The organism is Trebonia kvetii (assembly GCF_007827045.1).
GTDB lineage: Bacteria > Actinomycetota > Actinomycetes > Streptosporangiales > Streptosporangiaceae > Trebonia > Trebonia kvetii.
This window is the reverse complement of sequence record NZ_RPFW01000008.1, coordinates 206591-222904: the sequence shown is the minus strand read 5'-3', so window position 1 is coordinate 222904 and position 16314 is coordinate 206591. Positions and strand designations below refer to the sequence as shown.

Annotated in this window: 10 protein-coding genes; 2 read left to right on the top strand and 8 right to left on the bottom strand. The window is 70.1% G+C overall.

Annotated elements, in window-relative coordinates; all coding sequences use genetic code 11:
* Positions 1-383 precede the first annotated feature (383 nt).
* From EAS64_RS35720 to araA, 7 genes are all read right to left on the bottom strand, one after another.
* Positions 384-2726, bottom strand: coding sequence for a glycoside hydrolase family 127 protein (locus EAS64_RS35720; protein WP_222849853.1), 2343 nt, complete (start codon positions 2724-2726; stop codon positions 384-386).
* Entirely contained in the window at positions 2713-4734 is a 2022-nt protein-coding gene (locus EAS64_RS35715; RefSeq protein WP_145860376.1) for a glycoside hydrolase family 31 protein, read from the bottom strand. Before EAS64_RS35715 ends, EAS64_RS35720 begins: the two co-directional genes overlap by 14 nt.
* A gap of 8 nt (positions 4735-4742) precedes the next feature.
* On the bottom strand, positions 4743-5585 hold the full coding sequence (locus EAS64_RS35710; RefSeq protein WP_145860373.1) for a carbohydrate ABC transporter permease: 843 nt from the start codon (positions 5583-5585) through the stop codon (positions 4743-4745).
* A complete protein-coding gene (locus EAS64_RS35705) occupies positions 5582-6562 on the bottom strand; it encodes a carbohydrate ABC transporter permease (protein ID WP_145860372.1) in 981 nt (326 codons plus the stop codon). The genes EAS64_RS35710 and EAS64_RS35705 overlap by 4 nt, the downstream gene beginning before the upstream one ends.
* A gap of 37 nt (positions 6563-6599) precedes the next feature.
* A complete protein-coding gene (locus tag EAS64_RS35700) occupies positions 6600-7895 on the bottom strand; it encodes a sugar ABC transporter substrate-binding protein (protein ID WP_187366420.1) in 1296 nt (431 codons plus the stop codon).
* A 253-nt stretch (positions 7896-8148) separates the two neighbouring features.
* Entirely contained in the window at positions 8149-9150 is a 1002-nt protein-coding gene (locus EAS64_RS35695) for a LacI family DNA-binding transcriptional regulator (protein WP_145860370.1), read from the bottom strand.
* A 264-nt stretch (positions 9151-9414) separates the two neighbouring features.
* Positions 9415-10929: an L-arabinose isomerase gene (araA, locus tag EAS64_RS35690; RefSeq protein ID WP_145860368.1), complete on the bottom strand. Its 1515-nt coding sequence runs from the start codon at positions 10927-10929 to the stop codon at positions 9415-9417.
* Positions 10930-11269: 340 nt separating this feature from the next.
* Here araA and EAS64_RS35685 point away from each other — a divergent pair, with 340 nt between their 5' ends.
* On the top strand, positions 11270-12022 hold the full coding sequence (locus EAS64_RS35685; protein WP_246116023.1) for a dienelactone hydrolase family protein: 753 nt from the start codon (positions 11270-11272) through the stop codon (positions 12020-12022).
* Positions 12023-12370: 348 nt separating this feature from the next.
* On the top strand, positions 12371-13405 hold the full coding sequence (locus EAS64_RS35680) for an NAD-dependent epimerase/dehydratase family protein (RefSeq protein WP_145860366.1): 1035 nt from the start codon (positions 12371-12373) through the stop codon (positions 13403-13405).
* A gap of 429 nt (positions 13406-13834) precedes the next feature.
* Here the strand turns inward: EAS64_RS35680 and EAS64_RS35675 are convergent, their stop codons facing one another.
* Positions 13835-16309 (bottom strand): PP2C family protein-serine/threonine phosphatase, encoded by a 2475-nt coding sequence (locus EAS64_RS35675; RefSeq protein ID WP_145860363.1) that lies wholly within the window; start codon positions 16307-16309, stop codon positions 13835-13837.
* Positions 16310-16314 lie beyond the last annotated feature (5 nt).

Genomic DNA, 16314 nt, shown 5'->3' with positions numbered 1-16314 from the left:
GGATGACGGCGGACGAGTCGTCGGCGCGGACCTCCTTGAAGGTGCGCGCCCAGCCCGCGTCGAACGCCCCGGCGGCGGACGTGTTCCACGTCCAGTCCGGCTCGTTCCACAGCTCGAAGGCGGAGATGTTGCCGTCGCCGGACGCGACGACCGCCTTGACCTGGGTGTCGACCGCGCTGAGCCAGTTGCTCCAGCTCACCCACTGGTAGGGGAAGTTCGGGTACCAGTCGGGCATGCGGACCACGACCTTGGCGCCCGCCTTGGCCGCCTCGGGCGCGACCACGAGGGCGTCGCCGCCCGGGGCTGACTCGCCGTTGGGCAGCTGCTTGCCGCCCGGAGCCATCTGCACGAACGTGTTCGGATGGAGCGGCTCGACGAGGCTGTCAGCCGGAACTGTCGCCGTGTCGAGCCCGTAAAGGCCGCCGGAGGCGACGTGCGTGACGGTGCGGAACGACTGGTTGGCGTCGACCACCAGGGTGGTCGCGGCATTGGCCGGCGCGGCGCCGGCCCCGGCGGTGACGGCCGCGCCGGCCGCGGCGGTCGCCAGGGCCACCGCGGCGGTGATCCGGCCGGCGCGAGTCAGGGAGCGAGGACGGGGGCGAGAGAGGGGGCTGGTGATCAGGTGATGCTCCAACACGTCTCCTGAGAACCGAGGGGCGGGTGTTCCTTGTTAAGTCCTCGGCTCCTTTCGCCGGGGACGGGACAGGGGGCGCCGCGGGGCGCGCGGAGGAGGGATGCGGGGACGAGCCAGAGGGTGTCGCGCTGCTGGCCAGCGGCAGCCAGGTGCGCATCGTCGCCGGGCCGCGGTTGGCCCACTGGTGGTACGGGATCAGCCGGGTGCGCGCGCGTTCCCCGTCCCCGTGCTGTCCGGCAGAGCATTGCGGCCGGGCGTAATACGGCCACGCCTGGCCGTCCTGGCCGTGCCGGTACACGTCGATCGTGACGCCTGCCTCGTCGGAGGCAAGGCTGTCCGGGTCGGCGGCCAGCTCATTGACGGTCCACTCGGGCGGCAGGTCCGGGGATTCGAGCGCGAACACGAGCGGACCGCGCTCCACCGCGAACGTGCCGCGCACCGCGTCGATGCGCACGTCGGGGTAGGTGACCCGGGCGCGTACAGGAAAGACCACGCGCAGCGACTCCCCCGCGCGGAAGACCCGGCGGAACTCCAGGTGCCCGTCGGTCCGCGCCGCCGGCTCTTCGCTCGTCTCGGCGGCGCCGCCCGCCCAGCCGGGCACCCGCAGCCGGATGGACAGCTCCGCGGGCGGCGTCTCGGCCACGGTGATCACGATCTCGCCGTGAGCGGGGTAGTCGCTCGACACCTGGACCGTGACCGGCCCGCAGGCCAGCTCGCTGGACACCCGGTAGTCGCCGTACTGGTGCAGCTGGATGCCGTCGTCGCTGGCGGTGGCGAAGTACATGGCGACGCTCGCCAGGGTGCGCGCCACGTTCGTCGGGCAGCAGGAGACGTCGAACCAGGCCCCGCGCAGCCCCGCCTCCGCCCGGTGACTGAGCTGGCTCTCGTCGCCCGCGACGGCGCCAGGCGTCCGCTGGTGCAGCGTGTTCGCGTAGTAGAAGGCCCGCCCGTCGGCCCGCGGCGAGGCCAGCACGTTGTTGAGCAGGGTGCGCTCGATCAGGTCCGCGTACTTGTCCTCGCCGGCGGCGAGCAGCAGCCGCCAGCTCAGCATGACCGACGCGATGCCCGCGCAGGTCTCGGAGAACGCGCGGTCGGCCGGCAGCTCGAAGTCGGCGCCGAACGCCTCGTCCAGGTGATGTGACCCGATACCGCCGGTGATGTAGGTGCGGCGGGCCACCGCGCTCGCCCACTGCGCGCGGATCGCGGCGGCCAGCTCTGTGTCGCCGGTCTCCGTCGCCACGTCGAGCGCGCCGGAGGCGAGGTAGAGCGCGCGCACCGCGTGCCCCCGCAGGGTCCTCACGTCGCGCACCGGCTTGTCGTCCTGGAAATACCCCTGCCCGAACGGGTGCGGGCCGAGCGTCCCCGCGCCACGCCGCTCGATGAAGAGCGTGGCGAGCTTCAGATACCGGTCTTCACCGGTCGCCCGCGCGAGCTCGACCAGGGCCATCTCGATCTCCGGGTGACCGCAGACAGCCACCCGCCCGTCCGGGCCGAACTCCTCGTACACGTGGTCGGCCACGCGGCGCGCGACCTGCGGTATGAGGTCGTCGTGGCCGGTGCGCAGCCGGGCGACCGCCGCCTGGAAGAGGTGACCGAAGCAGTACAGCTCGTGCCCCGTCTCCAGGTTGGAGTAGCGGGCAGGCTGCCCCGGCCGCCCGAAGCTGGTGTGCAGGTAGCCGTCGGGCTGCTGCGCGGCGGCGACGCGCCGTGCGAGCGCCTGGTAGCGGCGCTCGAGCAGCGGATTCGGCTCGCGGCCAAGCTCCCAGGCCATCGCCTCGAGCAGCTTGTACACCTCGGAGTCGACGAATTCGATGCCCGCGTGTTCCGCGTCGACCGCACCAGCGTCGACGGCACCGGCAAGGCCGTCGTCGGCCAGGGCAGCCGCCCCGGTGACGTACCGGGCGGTGCGGTCGAAGTTGCCGATCCAGCCGACGCGTTCCATCCAAGTCAGGCAGTGGCCGAGAGTCGTGTCCGCGTTCACCTGCTGCTTGTGCTGCCAGATGCCGCCGGTGATGGTGATCTCGCCTGGCCCGAGCGGGCGCCAGACCGAGGTCGACGGCCGCACCGGACCGCCCTGCTTAGCGGACGACATCGAGAACCTCTGCTCCTTGCGCGACGAAGACGGGAATGCGGTCGAGGGTGAGCGGAACCATGACGGTGGCGCCGCCCGGGTGCAGCGCACCGGTCGCGGCCTCGGTCCAGGAGCGGCCCGCGGGCAGGTAGACCTCGCGTTCGGTGGCTCCCGGCTCGAGCACCGGGGCGATGACCAGGTCCGGGCCGAACAGGAACTGGTCCTCGGCCTGCCACGCCCGCGGGTCGTGCGGGAAGTCGACGAACAGCGGCCGCATCGGCGGCAGACCGCGCTCGGACGCGGCGCGCATCTGCGTGTGGACGTAGGGGCGCAGCCGTTCGCGCAACCGCATGGTCGCGGCGATCCGCTCGTAAGCGGCGTCGCCGTATGACCAGGCCTCGTTGGGCCCGCCGGTCATCGCGTACCCGGTCGGCACCCTGGGGAGCCGGTCGCCGTGCAGGCGGAACAGCGGGCAGAACGCGCCGTACTGGAACCAGCGGACGATCAGCTCCCGGTAGGCAGGGTCGGCCGGGTCGCCGCCGTGGAAGCCGCCGATGTCGGTGGTCCACCACGGGATGCCGCTGATCGCGATGTTCAGCCCGGCGCGGACCTGCTGGCGCAGCGACTCCCAGGTGGCCGGGACGTCGCCGGACCAGACCGCCGTGCCGTACTTCTGCGAGCCCGCCCAGGCGGAGCGGCACAGCAGCACCGTCGGGTCGTGCCCGGCGGCGGCCATTCCCTCGGCGAACAACCTCGCGTTGTCCCGAGGGTAGATGCCTGCCACCTCGGCGCCTGGGCCGGCGTGGAAGGCCAGGTTGGCGGGCTGCGCCGGGTTGAGCTCTGGTTCGCTCGCGTCGAGCCAGTAGACGCGGATGCCGTCGGCCAGGTAGTTACTCGCGATCAGCTCCCAGATCCGGTCCCTTGTCCGCGGGTTGGTCGGGTCGTAGAACGCGACGGGCATCGGGGCGGCCATGCCCTTGTCCTGGATGGTCTGCTGGAATTCCGCGCCCTGGTCGGCGCCGACGAGCAGGCCCTGGTCGAAGAACTCGGCGTAGTTCTCGCTCAGCGGCGAGACGGTGGGCCAGATCGAGACCATCAGCTCGGTGCCAAGCTCGCGCAGCTCGGTGGCCATGGCGGCCGGGTCGGGCCATTCGGCCGGGTCGAAGCGGTAGTCGCCCATCGCGGACCAGTGAAAGAAGTCGGCGACGATCACCGACAGCGGCAGGCCGCGGCGGTGGTACTCGCGGGCGACCGCCAGCAGCTCGTCCTGGGTGCGGTAGCGGAGCTTGGACTGCCAGAAGCCGCTCGCCCAGCCGGGCAGCTCGGGGACGTGGCCGGTGACGTCGGCGTACCGTTCCAGGATCTGCGCGGGGGCCGGGGCGGCGGTGAACCAGTAGTCGATCTCCCGCGCCTGGCCCGCGCTCCAGCGGGTGGCGTTGTCCGCGAACTCGACGCGGCCGACCGCCGGGCAGTTCCACAGCAGGCCGTAGCCGCGGTCCGACAGCACGAACGGTATGCTCACCTCGCCGTTGCGCTGCACCAGGTCGAGCGCCAGGCCCTTGAGATTGAGCCGGCCGTGGGTGCGCTGGCCGAGCCCGTACAGGCGCTCGCCGTCGTAGGCGGCGAACTGCTGGTGGATCTCGTAGGCGCCGCTGCGGTTGCCCGCGTAGGCGCGGGCGCCGGGCATCCAGAAGTGCTGCCTGCTCTCGGAAAGAAGTTCGGTGCCGTCTTGCCTGCGGAAGCACAGGAGCGGTTCCGGGTAGCCGTTGCGGGCCGCAAACGACACTTCGAGGCGCAGGTCGCCGGTGGTGTAGGCCGCAACCGTTCCGGATATCTCGATTTTCGGCTTGTCTGATACGGATGCGTGGCCGCCTGGGGGTGCGTCAGCGAGCGCGCCGTGACTTTCGCCTGGGATGCGGTACTGGGCGGCGCGGACGCGGACGCTGTCGGCGCCCCAGGCCTGGACGCGGATGACCTCGTGGCGGTGGCGGATTTCGAGTACGCCGTCGTCGTCTGTGAAGCTGACCATGTCGTTTTCTAGTCCTTCACCGCGCCGGCGGTGACCCCGGCGGCGACGTAACGCTGCGCGAGGACGAGCAGCACGGCGGCCGGGACGGACGCGACGACGGCGGTGGCCATGATCGCGTTCCACTGCTGGTTGTTGTTGCCGATGTAGGCGTAGATGCCGAGCGTGATCGGCTGCAGCGAGCCGCCGCTGTCCAGCGTGTTGGCGAACAGGAAGTCCGACCAGGCCCACAGGAACGCGAACAGCGAGACGGTGACGATCGCGTTCCTGCTGACCGGCAGCACGATCGAGGCGAAGGTGCGCAGCGTGCCCGCGCCGTCGATGCGGGCGGCCTGCAGCAGCTCGTCGGGGATCCGGCTCATGAAGGCGGTGAAGATGAGCACGCCGAACGGGACCGCGATCGTCGAGTCGGCGAGAATCAGGCCCCACACGCTCCCGAGCAGGCCCAGCTTGATGTAGATCGCGTAGAAGCCGAACGCCATCACGATCGCCGGGATCATCTGGGCGATGAGCAGCAGGAAGCTGAGGACGCCACCACCTCGCGGCCGCAGCTTGGCAAGCGAGTAGCCGGCCGGGGCGGCGAGCAGCAGGGTGAGCGCGACGGTGCCGACGCCGATCAGCAGGCTGGTGCCGAGGTACGGCAGCTGCTGGCGCAGTACGACGGTGTAGCCGTCGAGGGTGCCGTCGACCGGGATCAGGTTCGGCGGGCTCTTGCGCATGTTGCTCGCCTGCGTGAGCGAGACATTGATCATCCAGTAGACGGGGAACAGCATCAGCGCCGTGAACACCGCGCCGAGCGCGGTAAGCCACCAGGAGCGGCGCTTCTTCGCGTTGTGTCTGACGTCGCTTGTCATGTCGTCTCCAGGCGGTGGCGGGCGCGGATGTAGACGAGGGCGAAGACGAACGCGATGACGATCAGCACGTTGCCGACCGCCGCCGCCGAGGAGAAGTCGGGCAGCAGCGAGCCGAAGGACAGCTGATACGACCAGATCGCCAGGGTCGTCGACGCGGTGGCCGGGCCGCCCCTGGTCATGATCCAGATGATGTCGAAGACCTTGAGCGTGTAGACGAAGCCGAGCAGCAGCGTGATCGCGGACACCGGACGCAGCAGCGGGAAGGTGATCCGCCAGAAGCGCTGCCAGCCGCCCGCCCCGTCGATCGAGGCGGCCTCGAAGATGTCGTCGGGTATGGACTGCAGGCCGCTGTACATGATGACGAGGTTGAACGGAATGCCGATCCAGATGTTCGCGATGAGCACCGCGATCAGCGACCAGGTCGGCGAGGTGAGCCAGTCGATCGGCTGGGCGCCGACCGCCTTCAGGAACGCGTTGACGATGCCGGAGTCGCTGTTGAGCATCCACGACCAGGTGGAGGCGGACACCAGTAGCGGCAGCAGCCACGGGACAAGGAACAGCGCCCGCAGCAGCGTGTTCAGCCGGAACCGCTTGGCGAAGAACACCGCGAGCGCCAGCCCGATCGCGAACTGGAACGCGATCGAGACGAAGACGAAGATCGTGGTGTTGACCAGTGCGGGGGCGAACGTCGAGTTCCTGAAGATCCCGGTGTACTCGGAGAATCCCGCGAACGGCGCGTTGCCCGTGACGAAGGACGTGACCGTGTAGCTGTGGACCGACAGGTCGATGTTGCGGTAGAGGGGATAGGCGTAGCAGGCGGCCAGGTAGATGACCACCGGGGCGATGAAGCCCCAGGCGGCGAGCTGTGCCTTGCGTCGCTGTGCCTTGTTCTTCCTGGCCTGGTTCTTCTTGGCCTGCCGACGCGGAGCCGGGGCGGCGTTGACCGCCCCGGCCTCGCTTTCCGTGGAGCCTGTCATGGTTTTCACGTGACTGCTGTCCGGGTGTAGTTGGCGGTTAGCCCTTGTTGATGGCCGCGGTGGCCGCTGACTGCGCGGCGGCGAGGGCGGCCGACGGCGTGGCGGCACCGCTTTCCGCCTTCTGCACGGCGGTCCACAGCTGCTGGGAGATGAGCGGGTACTTGGTGCCCAGGTTGTCGCCGGTGCGGGCCTTGGCCACGCCGACCGCGGAGATCCAGTCGCTCAGGCTGCTGTCGGCCGACGCCTGTGCCTGCTGGCCCGCCTTGGTGGGCGCGACGTAGTTCAGCGTGTTGTCGGTCTTGACGATGTTGCTTGTGGAGGACAGGCACTGGACGATCTTGGCCGAGGTGGCGTACCTCGACGTGTCCTTCTGCACCGGGATGGTGAAGAACTCGCCGCCGGTCGGCACCGGGGCCGAGCCGCCGTTCTCCGCCGGGATCTGGATGACCTTGGCGCCCATCGTGGCCGCGGTCGCCTTCTGCCAGGTGCCGTTCTCGGCGAACGCGACGTTGCCGGTCTGGAACTCCTGCCAGGCGGTGGTCTGGGTGTCCTGGATGACGGAGTTGGGCGCGTAGCCGTCCTTCAGCCAGGTGGTCCACAGCGTCAGCGCGGCGACCGCCTGCGGGGAGTCGATGTTGGTCAGGTTCGCGCCCGAGCCCCAGAACCAGGGCAGGAACTGGAAGCTGCCCTCCTCGGTGTTGATGCCGGAGAAGGTGATGCCGGTCTTGCCGATCGCCTTGACCTTGGCGAGCGCGGCGGTGAGGGTGGACCAGCTGGTGATGGAACTAGGGTCGACGCCGGCCGCGCTGAGGACCTTGGGGTTGTAGTAAAGCGCCAGGGTGTTCGCGCCGATCGGCACGCCGTAGGTGCTGCCGTTGATGACGCCCGCGCCCTCGATGTTCTGCGCGATCTCGCCGGTGGAGAGGCCGTTCTGCGCGGTCGTGGTCAGCGCGCCTGCCTTGGCGAGGGTGGAGACGACCGGGTTGTCGACCAGCAGGATGTCCGGGGCGTTGCCCTGCTGGGCGGCGAGCAGCGCCTGAGTGGTCAGCGCGGTGGTGTCGTAGCCGGTGCGCTTGATCGTGACGCCGTTTTGCGTGCCGCAGGACTCGATGAGCTTCGTCCAGTCGGAGGTGGCGTTGTACTGCGGGTACGGGTCCCAGAAGTTGTAGGTGCCGCCGCTGCTTGTGCTGCCGCTGCCTGTGCTGGTGCCTGCCGGTGTGCCTGTGTTGCTACTGTTTGAACCGCTCGAGCATGCGGCGAGTGCTGCCACGGTGCCAAGGGTGAGCAGCGCAGCGCCGACGGCCCGCGCCTTGCGAGATGCCTGCACGGTCATTCCTCTCTGAATGACCAGCTTCCGGTGCCAGCGGAAGCCGGGGGGTCTTGGGGTTCCAGGTGCTTGTCGTGCTTGTCGTGCTTGTCGTGCTGATTTGTGGTGCTGCCGTTATTGGTGGTGCTGATGTTATTAGTGGCTTATTGAGTTTTTCGCCTGGTTCGCATACCGGTGTGCGGCGTCTCTCTGGGTTGTCGAACCGGTTCGACAGTCGAGGAGACGTCCGGCCTCCGGATTGTTCGCCGTGCGGTGCTGGTTAGCGGGTGCTACCCCGGTCGGTGATGTGCGGCGGCACGAGCTCCACCCTTGTCGCGGTGGCGATCTCCGGGCTGAGCATCCGCTGCACGAGGGCCTGGACCGCGAGGCGGCCCAGCTTGTTCGGTGACGTTTCGACCGCCGTGTACGGCAGCGAGAACAGCCTCCCGAAATCTTCTGAGAAAACGCCGACGACCGACAGGTCGTCGGGGACCCTGATGCCCCGCGAGTACAAGACGGACGGCAGTGCGGCGATCACGGCATCGTTGTGCACGATCATCGCGGTCTCCTGCCTCGCGTCGAGAATCTCGTTGAGCTGCTGGTTGATGGCGGGCTGGGTGGTCTCGCCGAAGTAGGACTTGACCCGGATGCCGTAGCTCGCCGCCCGCTCGAGCGCGGCGTCCCTGAACCGCCACGCGTAGGCGCCGCCGCGTTCGTAGACGTCGCCGCGCGGCGTGATCAGGATGATCTCCCGGTGACCGCGCTCGGCCAGGTGGTCGACGAGGATCCGGCCCGACTCGGGGAAGTCGAGGTCGAACACGTCGAACCCGTCCGGGTCGCGCGGCAGGCCGACCATGGCGCCCGGCTGGCGCATCTTGTGCATGACAGGCAGCCGGGTGTCCTCGTAGGCGACGTTGAGCAGCATCACGCCGTCCACCATCCCCGAACTGGAGATGCGCTGGACCGCGTGCGCGCCGTCCGACTCGGTCACCATGAGGATGTCGTAACCGGCCTCACGGGCGGCGTCCGAGATCGGCAGCACGTACTGCAGCATCGCGGGCGAGAACTCGTCCTCGAAGAACTGCACGAACAGCCCGATGACCATCGTCTGCGAGGTGGCGAGGGCTCGCGCCCCCGCGTTCGGCGTGAATCCCAGCTCCGTGATGGCGGCTTCGATCCGCTCGCGGGTTTCCCGTGAGATGCTTCGCTTACCGGAGAGCGCATAGGAGACCGTGCTGCGCGCAACGCCCGCGCGACGCGCCACGTCCTCGATCGTCGCCACTGGAATCCTGTCCCTTTCGAACCGTTTCGACCATGGTAATAGGCTGCGGTCACCCGCACAAGAACCCCGTTTCGCTGCCTGCCGTGCGCCGCGAAATGGCCTCTGGCAAGGGGTTCTCTTGTTCTTCGCCTGTTGATGAGGGTGCTGCTTGGGCCGGTTGATGCCATGGCGCACTTGTGCGCAGTACAACCGATTCGATTGCTTTACTACTCGTTGAGTACTTGTCGGGTGCGCTGTTGGGATGCTCTGTTAGATGCCGCGGGGTTAGATGCCGCGGGCGAGGCGGTAGTAGGCGGCGTTGGATGTGATCCGTTGCTCCACGTCGCGCAGGGTTGTCGTGTCGTCGATGATGAGCAGTTCGGTGCCTGCCATGCGCGCGTAGTCTTCGAATGCCTCGATGCCGATAGCGGTGGACATCACGGTGTGGTGGGCGGCGCCGGCGGTCAGCCAGGCGGCGGCGGAGGTGCGGAAGTCGGGTGCGGGTTTCCATACCGCGCGCCCTACCGGCAGGTTCGGCAACGGCGCCGTCGGTTCCACGACCTGGACCGTGTTGGCGACGATGCGGAACCTGTCTCTTACGTCGGACAGGGCTGCGACGACTCCGGGGCCCGGGTCGGCGGTGAAGACAAGGCGCACCGGGTCGTCGCGGCCGCCGATGCCCAGCGGGTGAACCTCAAGGCGCGGCCGCGCGGTCGTGAGGGTGGGGCAAACCTCGAGCATGTGCGCGCCGAGTATCCGCTCCTGCCCCGGCGTCAGGTCGTAGGTGTAGTCCTCCATCAGCGACGCGCCGCCCGGCAGCCCCGCGCCCATCACCTTGGCGGCACGGACCAGGATGGCGGTCTTCCAGTCGCCCTCGGCGCCGAACCCGTAGCCATCGGCCATCAGCCGCTGCACCGCGAGCCCCGGCAACTGGCGCAACCCGCCCAGGTCCTCGAAGCTGGTGGTGAACGCGCCAAACCCGCCCCGCTCAAGGAACGAGCGCAGGCCCAGCTCGATCGCCGCGCCCTCTCTGAGCGACTTGTGCCGTGCACCGTCCCCGCGCAACTCCCCGGCGACATCGTAGGCGTCCTCGTACTCCGCGACGAGCGCGTCCACGTCGGCATCGCTGGCATTATCGACGGCCGCCACCAGGTCGTTGACGCTCCAGCTGTTGACCTGGACGCCGAAGACGGCTTCCGCCTCGGTCTTGTCGCCTTCGGTCACCGCGACGTAGCGCATGTTGTCGCCGAACCTGGCCAGCTTCAACGACCGGGTCGCGGCCCAGCCGGCCGCCGCCCTGGCCCAGGTGCCGACCGCACTGGTGACACGCGGGTCCGACACGTGGCCCACGACGGTCTTGTGCCGCACCCCGAGCCTGGCCAGGATGTAGCCGAATTCCCGGTCGCCGTGCGCCGCCTGGTTCAGGTTCATGAAGGCGAAGTCAATGTCCGCCCACGGCAGCTCCACGTTGGCCTGCGTGTGCAGGTGCAGCAGCGGCTTGCCGAGCGCGTTCAGGCCGGCGATCCACATCTTGGCCGGGCTGAACGTGTGCATCCACGCGATCAGGCCGATCACCGTGTCGTCGGCGCTGGCCTCGAGCATCACCCGGCGGATCGACTCCGGGTCGGTGAGCACCGGCTTGTGCACGACCCGCACCGGGACGTCGTGCGCGGCATGCAGGGTGGCGGCGATCTGGCTGGACTGAGCCGCCACCAGACGGAGCGTCTCCTCGCCGTACAGATGCTGGCTCCCGGTCAGGAACCAGACCTCGCGGTCGCCGAGGGAGTTGGCTGCGGACATCAGCGGCTGGTCCTTCCCCTGGTCGTCGTTCCGTTGTTTGCATGTCGAAGCGGTTCGACATCGGAATGAGTTGCCACTCCCGGAGGTCGGAGAGGCGCATGGCCAGAAGGTACTCCGCCACGTTCGGGGGCGTCAATAGGCGTAGCGTGTAAATTCGAACCGATTCGACTGATGGATACGGGTGCGGCGGTTGGTGCGGCGGTTGCGGTCGTGGCGGGGACGCGGATCGGCGGTTCCGAGGATGCGGCTAGCGGCAGCGGCGCGGATTGGGCGGTTGCGGCAGGAACAGGAGTGGGGGAGGTTGGGAGCGACGGACGGACGACCCCGGGAGGCGGCGGCAATGCGGTCAGGCACGGCGATGCGGTTCGGCGAGGAGACGACCTCCGAGGGCGTGACGGAGCGGCTGTTTACCGTCGGGGACGTGCCCGGGGTGGTGTGGGCGGCGGCCGGGGCGGCCGGGCCGCGGCCGCTGGTGCTGATAGGCCACGGGGGCGGCGCGCACAAGACGGCACCGGCGGTCACCGCCCGCGCCCGCCGTTACGTGACCCGTCTTGGCGTCGCGGTGGCCGCCATCGACGCGCCCGGATGGGGCGGCAGACAGGTCCCCGTCTCGTACGAACCGTTCAACGCCGAGATCGAGGAGTTGACGGCGGCGGGCAAACCGCTGCTTGACGTATACGCGCGCCGCGGTGCGGTCATCGCGGACCTCGCGGTTCCCGAGTGGCAGGCCACCATCGACGCACTCACCGCGCTTGACTGGATCGGCTCGGGCCCGCTCGGCTACTTCGGCGTGTCGCTCGGCAGCTCGATCGGGGTGCCGCTCGTCGCGGCCGAGCCGCGGATCGGGGCGGCCGTCCTCGGCCTGATGGGCCACGAGACACTGGCCGCCCACGCCGCGCGGATCACGGTCCCCGTCCAGGTCCTGCTGCAGTGGGACGACGTGATCGTGCCGCGGGATTACGGTCTCGCGTTGTTCGACGCCATCGGCTCGGCGGAGAAGACGCTGCACGTCAACCCCGGCGGTCACGGGGCCACGCCCGAGTTCGAGATCGAGGACTCCGAGCGGTTCTTCGCGCGTCACCTGCTGGCCTGACGCTACGGGAATCAACTTCTGCCGGGAAATTCCTGTTTGGGGGGATTTTCCTCGGGTAGCCGCGCCCCCGTGATCACAGAGCCCGGCGGACGACGCTGCCATCCCACGCCAGCGCGGGGCTGGCGGGCAGCGTCGCGCGGGGGCGAGCATCGAGTGCGGGGTCATCCCTCTGGTTCCCCTTATGCTCGGTGCTTCCGCTTCGGCCTGTGACGCGGAGTCGCTGTCGCGGGCAGAGCTGTCGCGGGCAGAGACCGCTGGGCAGAACCGGCAGGGAAGAGACCGCAGGGCGGAGCCGGCGGGACCGAGCCGGCGGGACCGAGGCGGCGGGGCAGACGAGGAGGAGCACAGATGAGCGGCAGGTTCCGGCGAGCAGTGGTCACTGGCGGCACGGGCTTCCTGAGTCGGCGGCTCTGCCAGCACCTGCTCGAGCGGGAGACCGATGTCGTCTGCATGGCCGGCCTGGTGACCGAAGGCCCGACCGGAATCGCGGTACCGCGCGGCGGCCCCAGGCTCGAGTTCCGGCTCACCGCCGTGACCGAGCCATTCGACGTGCCAGGCGAGGTGGACCTCGTGGTTCATCTACGCTCACCCGCGGCGGCCGCCGATTACCCGCGCTACCCGCTCGAGGCACTCGACCGCGGCAGCGTGGGCACCCGCAACGCGCTCGTCCTCGCCGCGCGCAAGGGTGCGCGGTTCGTGCTGGCCTCGGCGACGGAGACGCATGGCGACCCGTGGGTCAGCGCGTCGCCGGGCGACTCTCCCGGCCCGCTCGACGCTGCCGGGCCGCGCAACGCGTTCGACGAGGCCACCAGGTACGCGGAGACGCTCACCTCGGCATACCAGCGCGAGGGCGTCGCGAGCACAGCGATCGCGCGGGTCTTCAACAGCTACGGTTCCGGTATGCGGCCGGACGATGGACGGATGCTCGTCACCCTCGCGTCCCAGGCGCTGCGCGGCGAACCGGTCACCCTGATCGGCGGCGCCGATCTGGTCACCTCGCTCTGCCACGCCGACGACACGGTGCGCGGCCTGCTGCTGCTCGCCGACAGCGACATCGGCGGACCCCTCAATATCGGCAGTCCGCGCGACATCACCCTCGGCGAGATCGCCAGCAGGATCATCGCGCTCACCGGGTCGTCGTCGGACATCCGTTCCGTTCCGCTGCCGCCAGACGAGCCGGCGACCAGGAAGCCCGACGTCACGTTCGCGCAGCTGACGCTCGGTTTCGAGCCCCGGGTGCCGCTCGATGAAGGCCTGGCCGAGACCCTTGACTGGTTCCGTCGCGGAATCGCCGCCGAGCCCGCCGCGCGACCGCGCGAGGAGGGACCTGCGGCCTGCTGGCTGCTCGACCAGGCAGCGGAGCTGGCCGCCTGGCAGCGGTAGGCGTCCCGATCACCACACGGATCCCGGCGGTCACGTCGGCCTCGGTTACTCGAACATGATTATGGAAATTCGGATTACGATGGAAACTTTTCCCCCGAATCGGGGGTTTTGTTTCCATCAGGAGAACCAATTTCCATGATCGGCGATGGTTTCTCGCCGGGATTGTGCCCGCTTGACGGCTTCTAGCTGTTATCAGCAATGGGCGCTGGACGCGGGTACCCGTGTGCTGGCGGGCGGGGCGGCGGGTCGCAGAGGCACCGAGCAGTCGGACCAGGAAGGCTTCTTGCTGTTATCGCAGCGCGTGGCGACGGGCCGAGGTGGTGCGTGGCGACGGGCCGAGGTCGCGCGTGAAGGGTGCGGGGGCGCCAGGCGCGGAGCGCGGAGGGCGGGATGGGGTGGGGCGCGGAGGGCGGGATGGGGGCGGGTGGATTAGAGGATGCGGATGGCTACCAGGCAGGCGTCGTCGCCGGTGTCGGAGATCGCACCGCGCAGGACCCGGTCGGCGTGGGAGGAGGCGTCGGGGCCCGCGGGGACGGCGGCGGCGGTGAATTCGCGCAGGGCGTCGCTGATTGAGTCGGCGCGGCGCTCGATCAGGCCGTCGGTGAACAGGAGAAGGGCGTCGCCGCTGTACATGTCAAGGGTGGCCTCTTCGTATTCGGCGTCCGGGTCGAGGCCGAGCAGGACGCCCCCAGGCAGCGGAAGCATCTCGGCCGCGCCGTCCCTGACCAGGACCGGCGGCAGGTGGCCCGCCCTGGCCCAGCGCAGCACCCGCGTCTCGGGATCGTAGCGACCGCAGATCACGGTCCCCGCGATGCCCTCGGTGAGGTGACAGGCCGCGTAGTTGAGGTGCCTGAGCAGTTCGGCGGGGCCCGCGCCGGTCGCCGCCAGGCCACGCAGCGCGTTGCGCGCGGCGATCATGCCGGTGACCGCGTCGATGCCGTGCCCGGTGATGTCGCCGACCACGAGCAGCAGTTCCGGGCCTGCCCCGTGCGCCTGCGCCTCTCCGCCGCGTCCATCGCGCGACCCCTCGGAGGTTGCGGGGGCCCGTCCGCCGGGGGGATGGCCGCCGGGAAGCAATAGCGCGTCGTACCAGTCTCCCGCGACGAGTCGCCCCTGCTCGGCCGGCCGGTAGCGCACCGCGACGTCCACGCCCGCGGTCTCCACCGGGGAATCGTCCTCCGGCATGATCGCACGCTGCAGTCGGAGTGCGAGCTGCTGTTCCTGTTCGGCGCGCTGCTCGCTGTCGGCGAGCTGATCCTGGGTCGCGGCGAGCGCCACCTGGGTGTGGTAGTGCTCGGAGACGTCCTGGAACGCGCCGCGCAGCCCCACCACGTCGTCACCGGCGAGCAACGGCTCGGCGAAGATGCGGATCTGCCTGACGGCCTCATCGCCAGGGCGGACGATGCGGAACACCGCGACGGCGGGTTCGCGCCGGTCAAGCAGCATCTGGCGGAACCTGCGAACAGGCGCACGGTCCGCGGCGATCACGAAACTGTGCAGGCTGGCGGTCGGAATCGGCACCGCGTGCTCGGGATCGAGCCCGAACAGGGCGTAGGTGGACTGCGTCCAGCGGACCGCTCCCGTCGCGAGGTCCTCCTCCCAGCCGCCGATGCGGGCCAGGCGCTGCGCCTGTCCGAGCAGGCCGGCGTGGCGTTCCGCCTCACCCGCCGCGCGCCAGGCGAGCAGGACCCCCGCGAAGAACGGCACCGCGTGCAGCCCCGCGACGTGGACGGCGTCGCTGTCGCCGGTGAGCGCGGCGGCGACCACTCCTGATACGTGCTCTGCGCGTCCGCTGCGCAGCACGCGCTCGGCCATCGCGAACAGGCCGTCGCCCGCCACCGACGCCGGGTATGCCTCAAGCAGGGTCAGGCCGGCGAGGGCGGCCGCCGTGCGGCCCGCCGGATCCACGTAGCCAGGGCTGATGTGCACCACGCGGAAGTCGGTCACCGTACCGCTTGAGTCGCGCAGCGGCCTGACGACGAGCGCCGACTCGGAAATCTGGTCAAGGCCGAGGAACACCGCGGGCGACGGCGCGGTGGAGCCCACCGGGCCGTAAGCCAGCCGCAGCGCGAGCACATCAGCGAAGCCGGCGAGCACCGACGCGGCCCCGGTCCTGATGCTGACGTCGAACGCCAACCGCGGCGTCGGCCACCACGCCTCCACCACGCCGAGCAGCATGCCGGAGCGGTCGGGGAGCGCGAGCGTGGCGCGGGCCGCGCCTCTGCCCCACGGCGCGGCCGCCGGCAGCGGGTCGCCCGCCGCGAGGCCGGCCGGCAGCCACTGGTCCGCCCCGCTGGCGATCACCCGCTGCTCGAGGCAGTCGAACTGGGGCGGCAGCCGCCGCCAGCGGCTCGATTCGGTGCCGCCGAGCCCGTCCTGGCCGAGCAGTTCGAGCGCGCCGTCGGCGTCGAGCAGCCACACGGCGACGGCCGACGCGCCGAACCGCGCCCGCAGCTGCGCCGCGAGCACCCCGACAAGCTCCGCGCCATCCCTCGCGCGCTCGGCGGCGGCGATGGCCACCACGTCGTCGGCCGGGCCGAGTGCCATTCCGGCCGCCAGCCACTCCCCCGGCGTCGGATCGGCAAGCTCTCGCCCGCCCTGGCCGTGTTCCTCACCCGCGTCGTCCTCGCTTGGCATGTCGAGGCGAGGCGGCGGCTCCTGGCTGAGGACCGCGGCCGCCATCTCCGGCTCGGGCAGCCCCGCCGCGGCGGCCATATCGGCGAGCTGCCGCGCCGCCTGGCCCACCGTCCACTGGTACCGCTCCATGAGCGCGCCCCTGGCCATCGCCACGACGTCGGCGACGCTCCCTTCGGCACGGAGCGCGGCGAGCTCGCGCCGCTGGCGTTCGACGATCGCGGCGAGCCTCGGCAGGTTCTCACCGCCCGTCCCGAACGCTTCGCCCACGAACT

Coding starts and splice junctions, on each gene's coding strand:
- EAS64_RS35720 (WP_222849853.1), bottom strand. CDS start 2,726: ATGTCGTCCGCTAAGCAGGGCGGTCCGGTGCGGCCGTCGACCTCGGTC.
- EAS64_RS35715 (WP_145860376.1), bottom strand. CDS start 4,734: ATGGTCAGCTTCACAGACGACGACGGCGTACTCGAAATCCGCCACCGC.
- EAS64_RS35710 (WP_145860373.1), bottom strand. CDS start 5,585: ATGACAAGCGACGTCAGACACAACGCGAAGAAGCGCCGCTCCTGGTGG.
- EAS64_RS35705 (WP_145860372.1), bottom strand. CDS start 6,562: ATGACAGGCTCCACGGAAAGCGAGGCCGGGGCGGTCAACGCCGCCCCG.
- EAS64_RS35700 (WP_187366420.1), bottom strand. CDS start 7,895: ATGACCGTGCAGGCATCTCGCAAGGCGCGGGCCGTCGGCGCTGCGCTG.
- araA (WP_145860368.1), bottom strand. CDS start 10,929: ATGTCCGCAGCCAACTCCCTCGGCGACCGCGAGGTCTGGTTCCTGACC.
- EAS64_RS35685 (WP_246116023.1), top strand. CDS start 11,270: ATGCGGTCAGGCACGGCGATGCGGTTCGGCGAGGAGACGACCTCCGAG.
- EAS64_RS35680 (WP_145860366.1), top strand. CDS start 12,371: ATGAGCGGCAGGTTCCGGCGAGCAGTGGTCACTGGCGGCACGGGCTTC.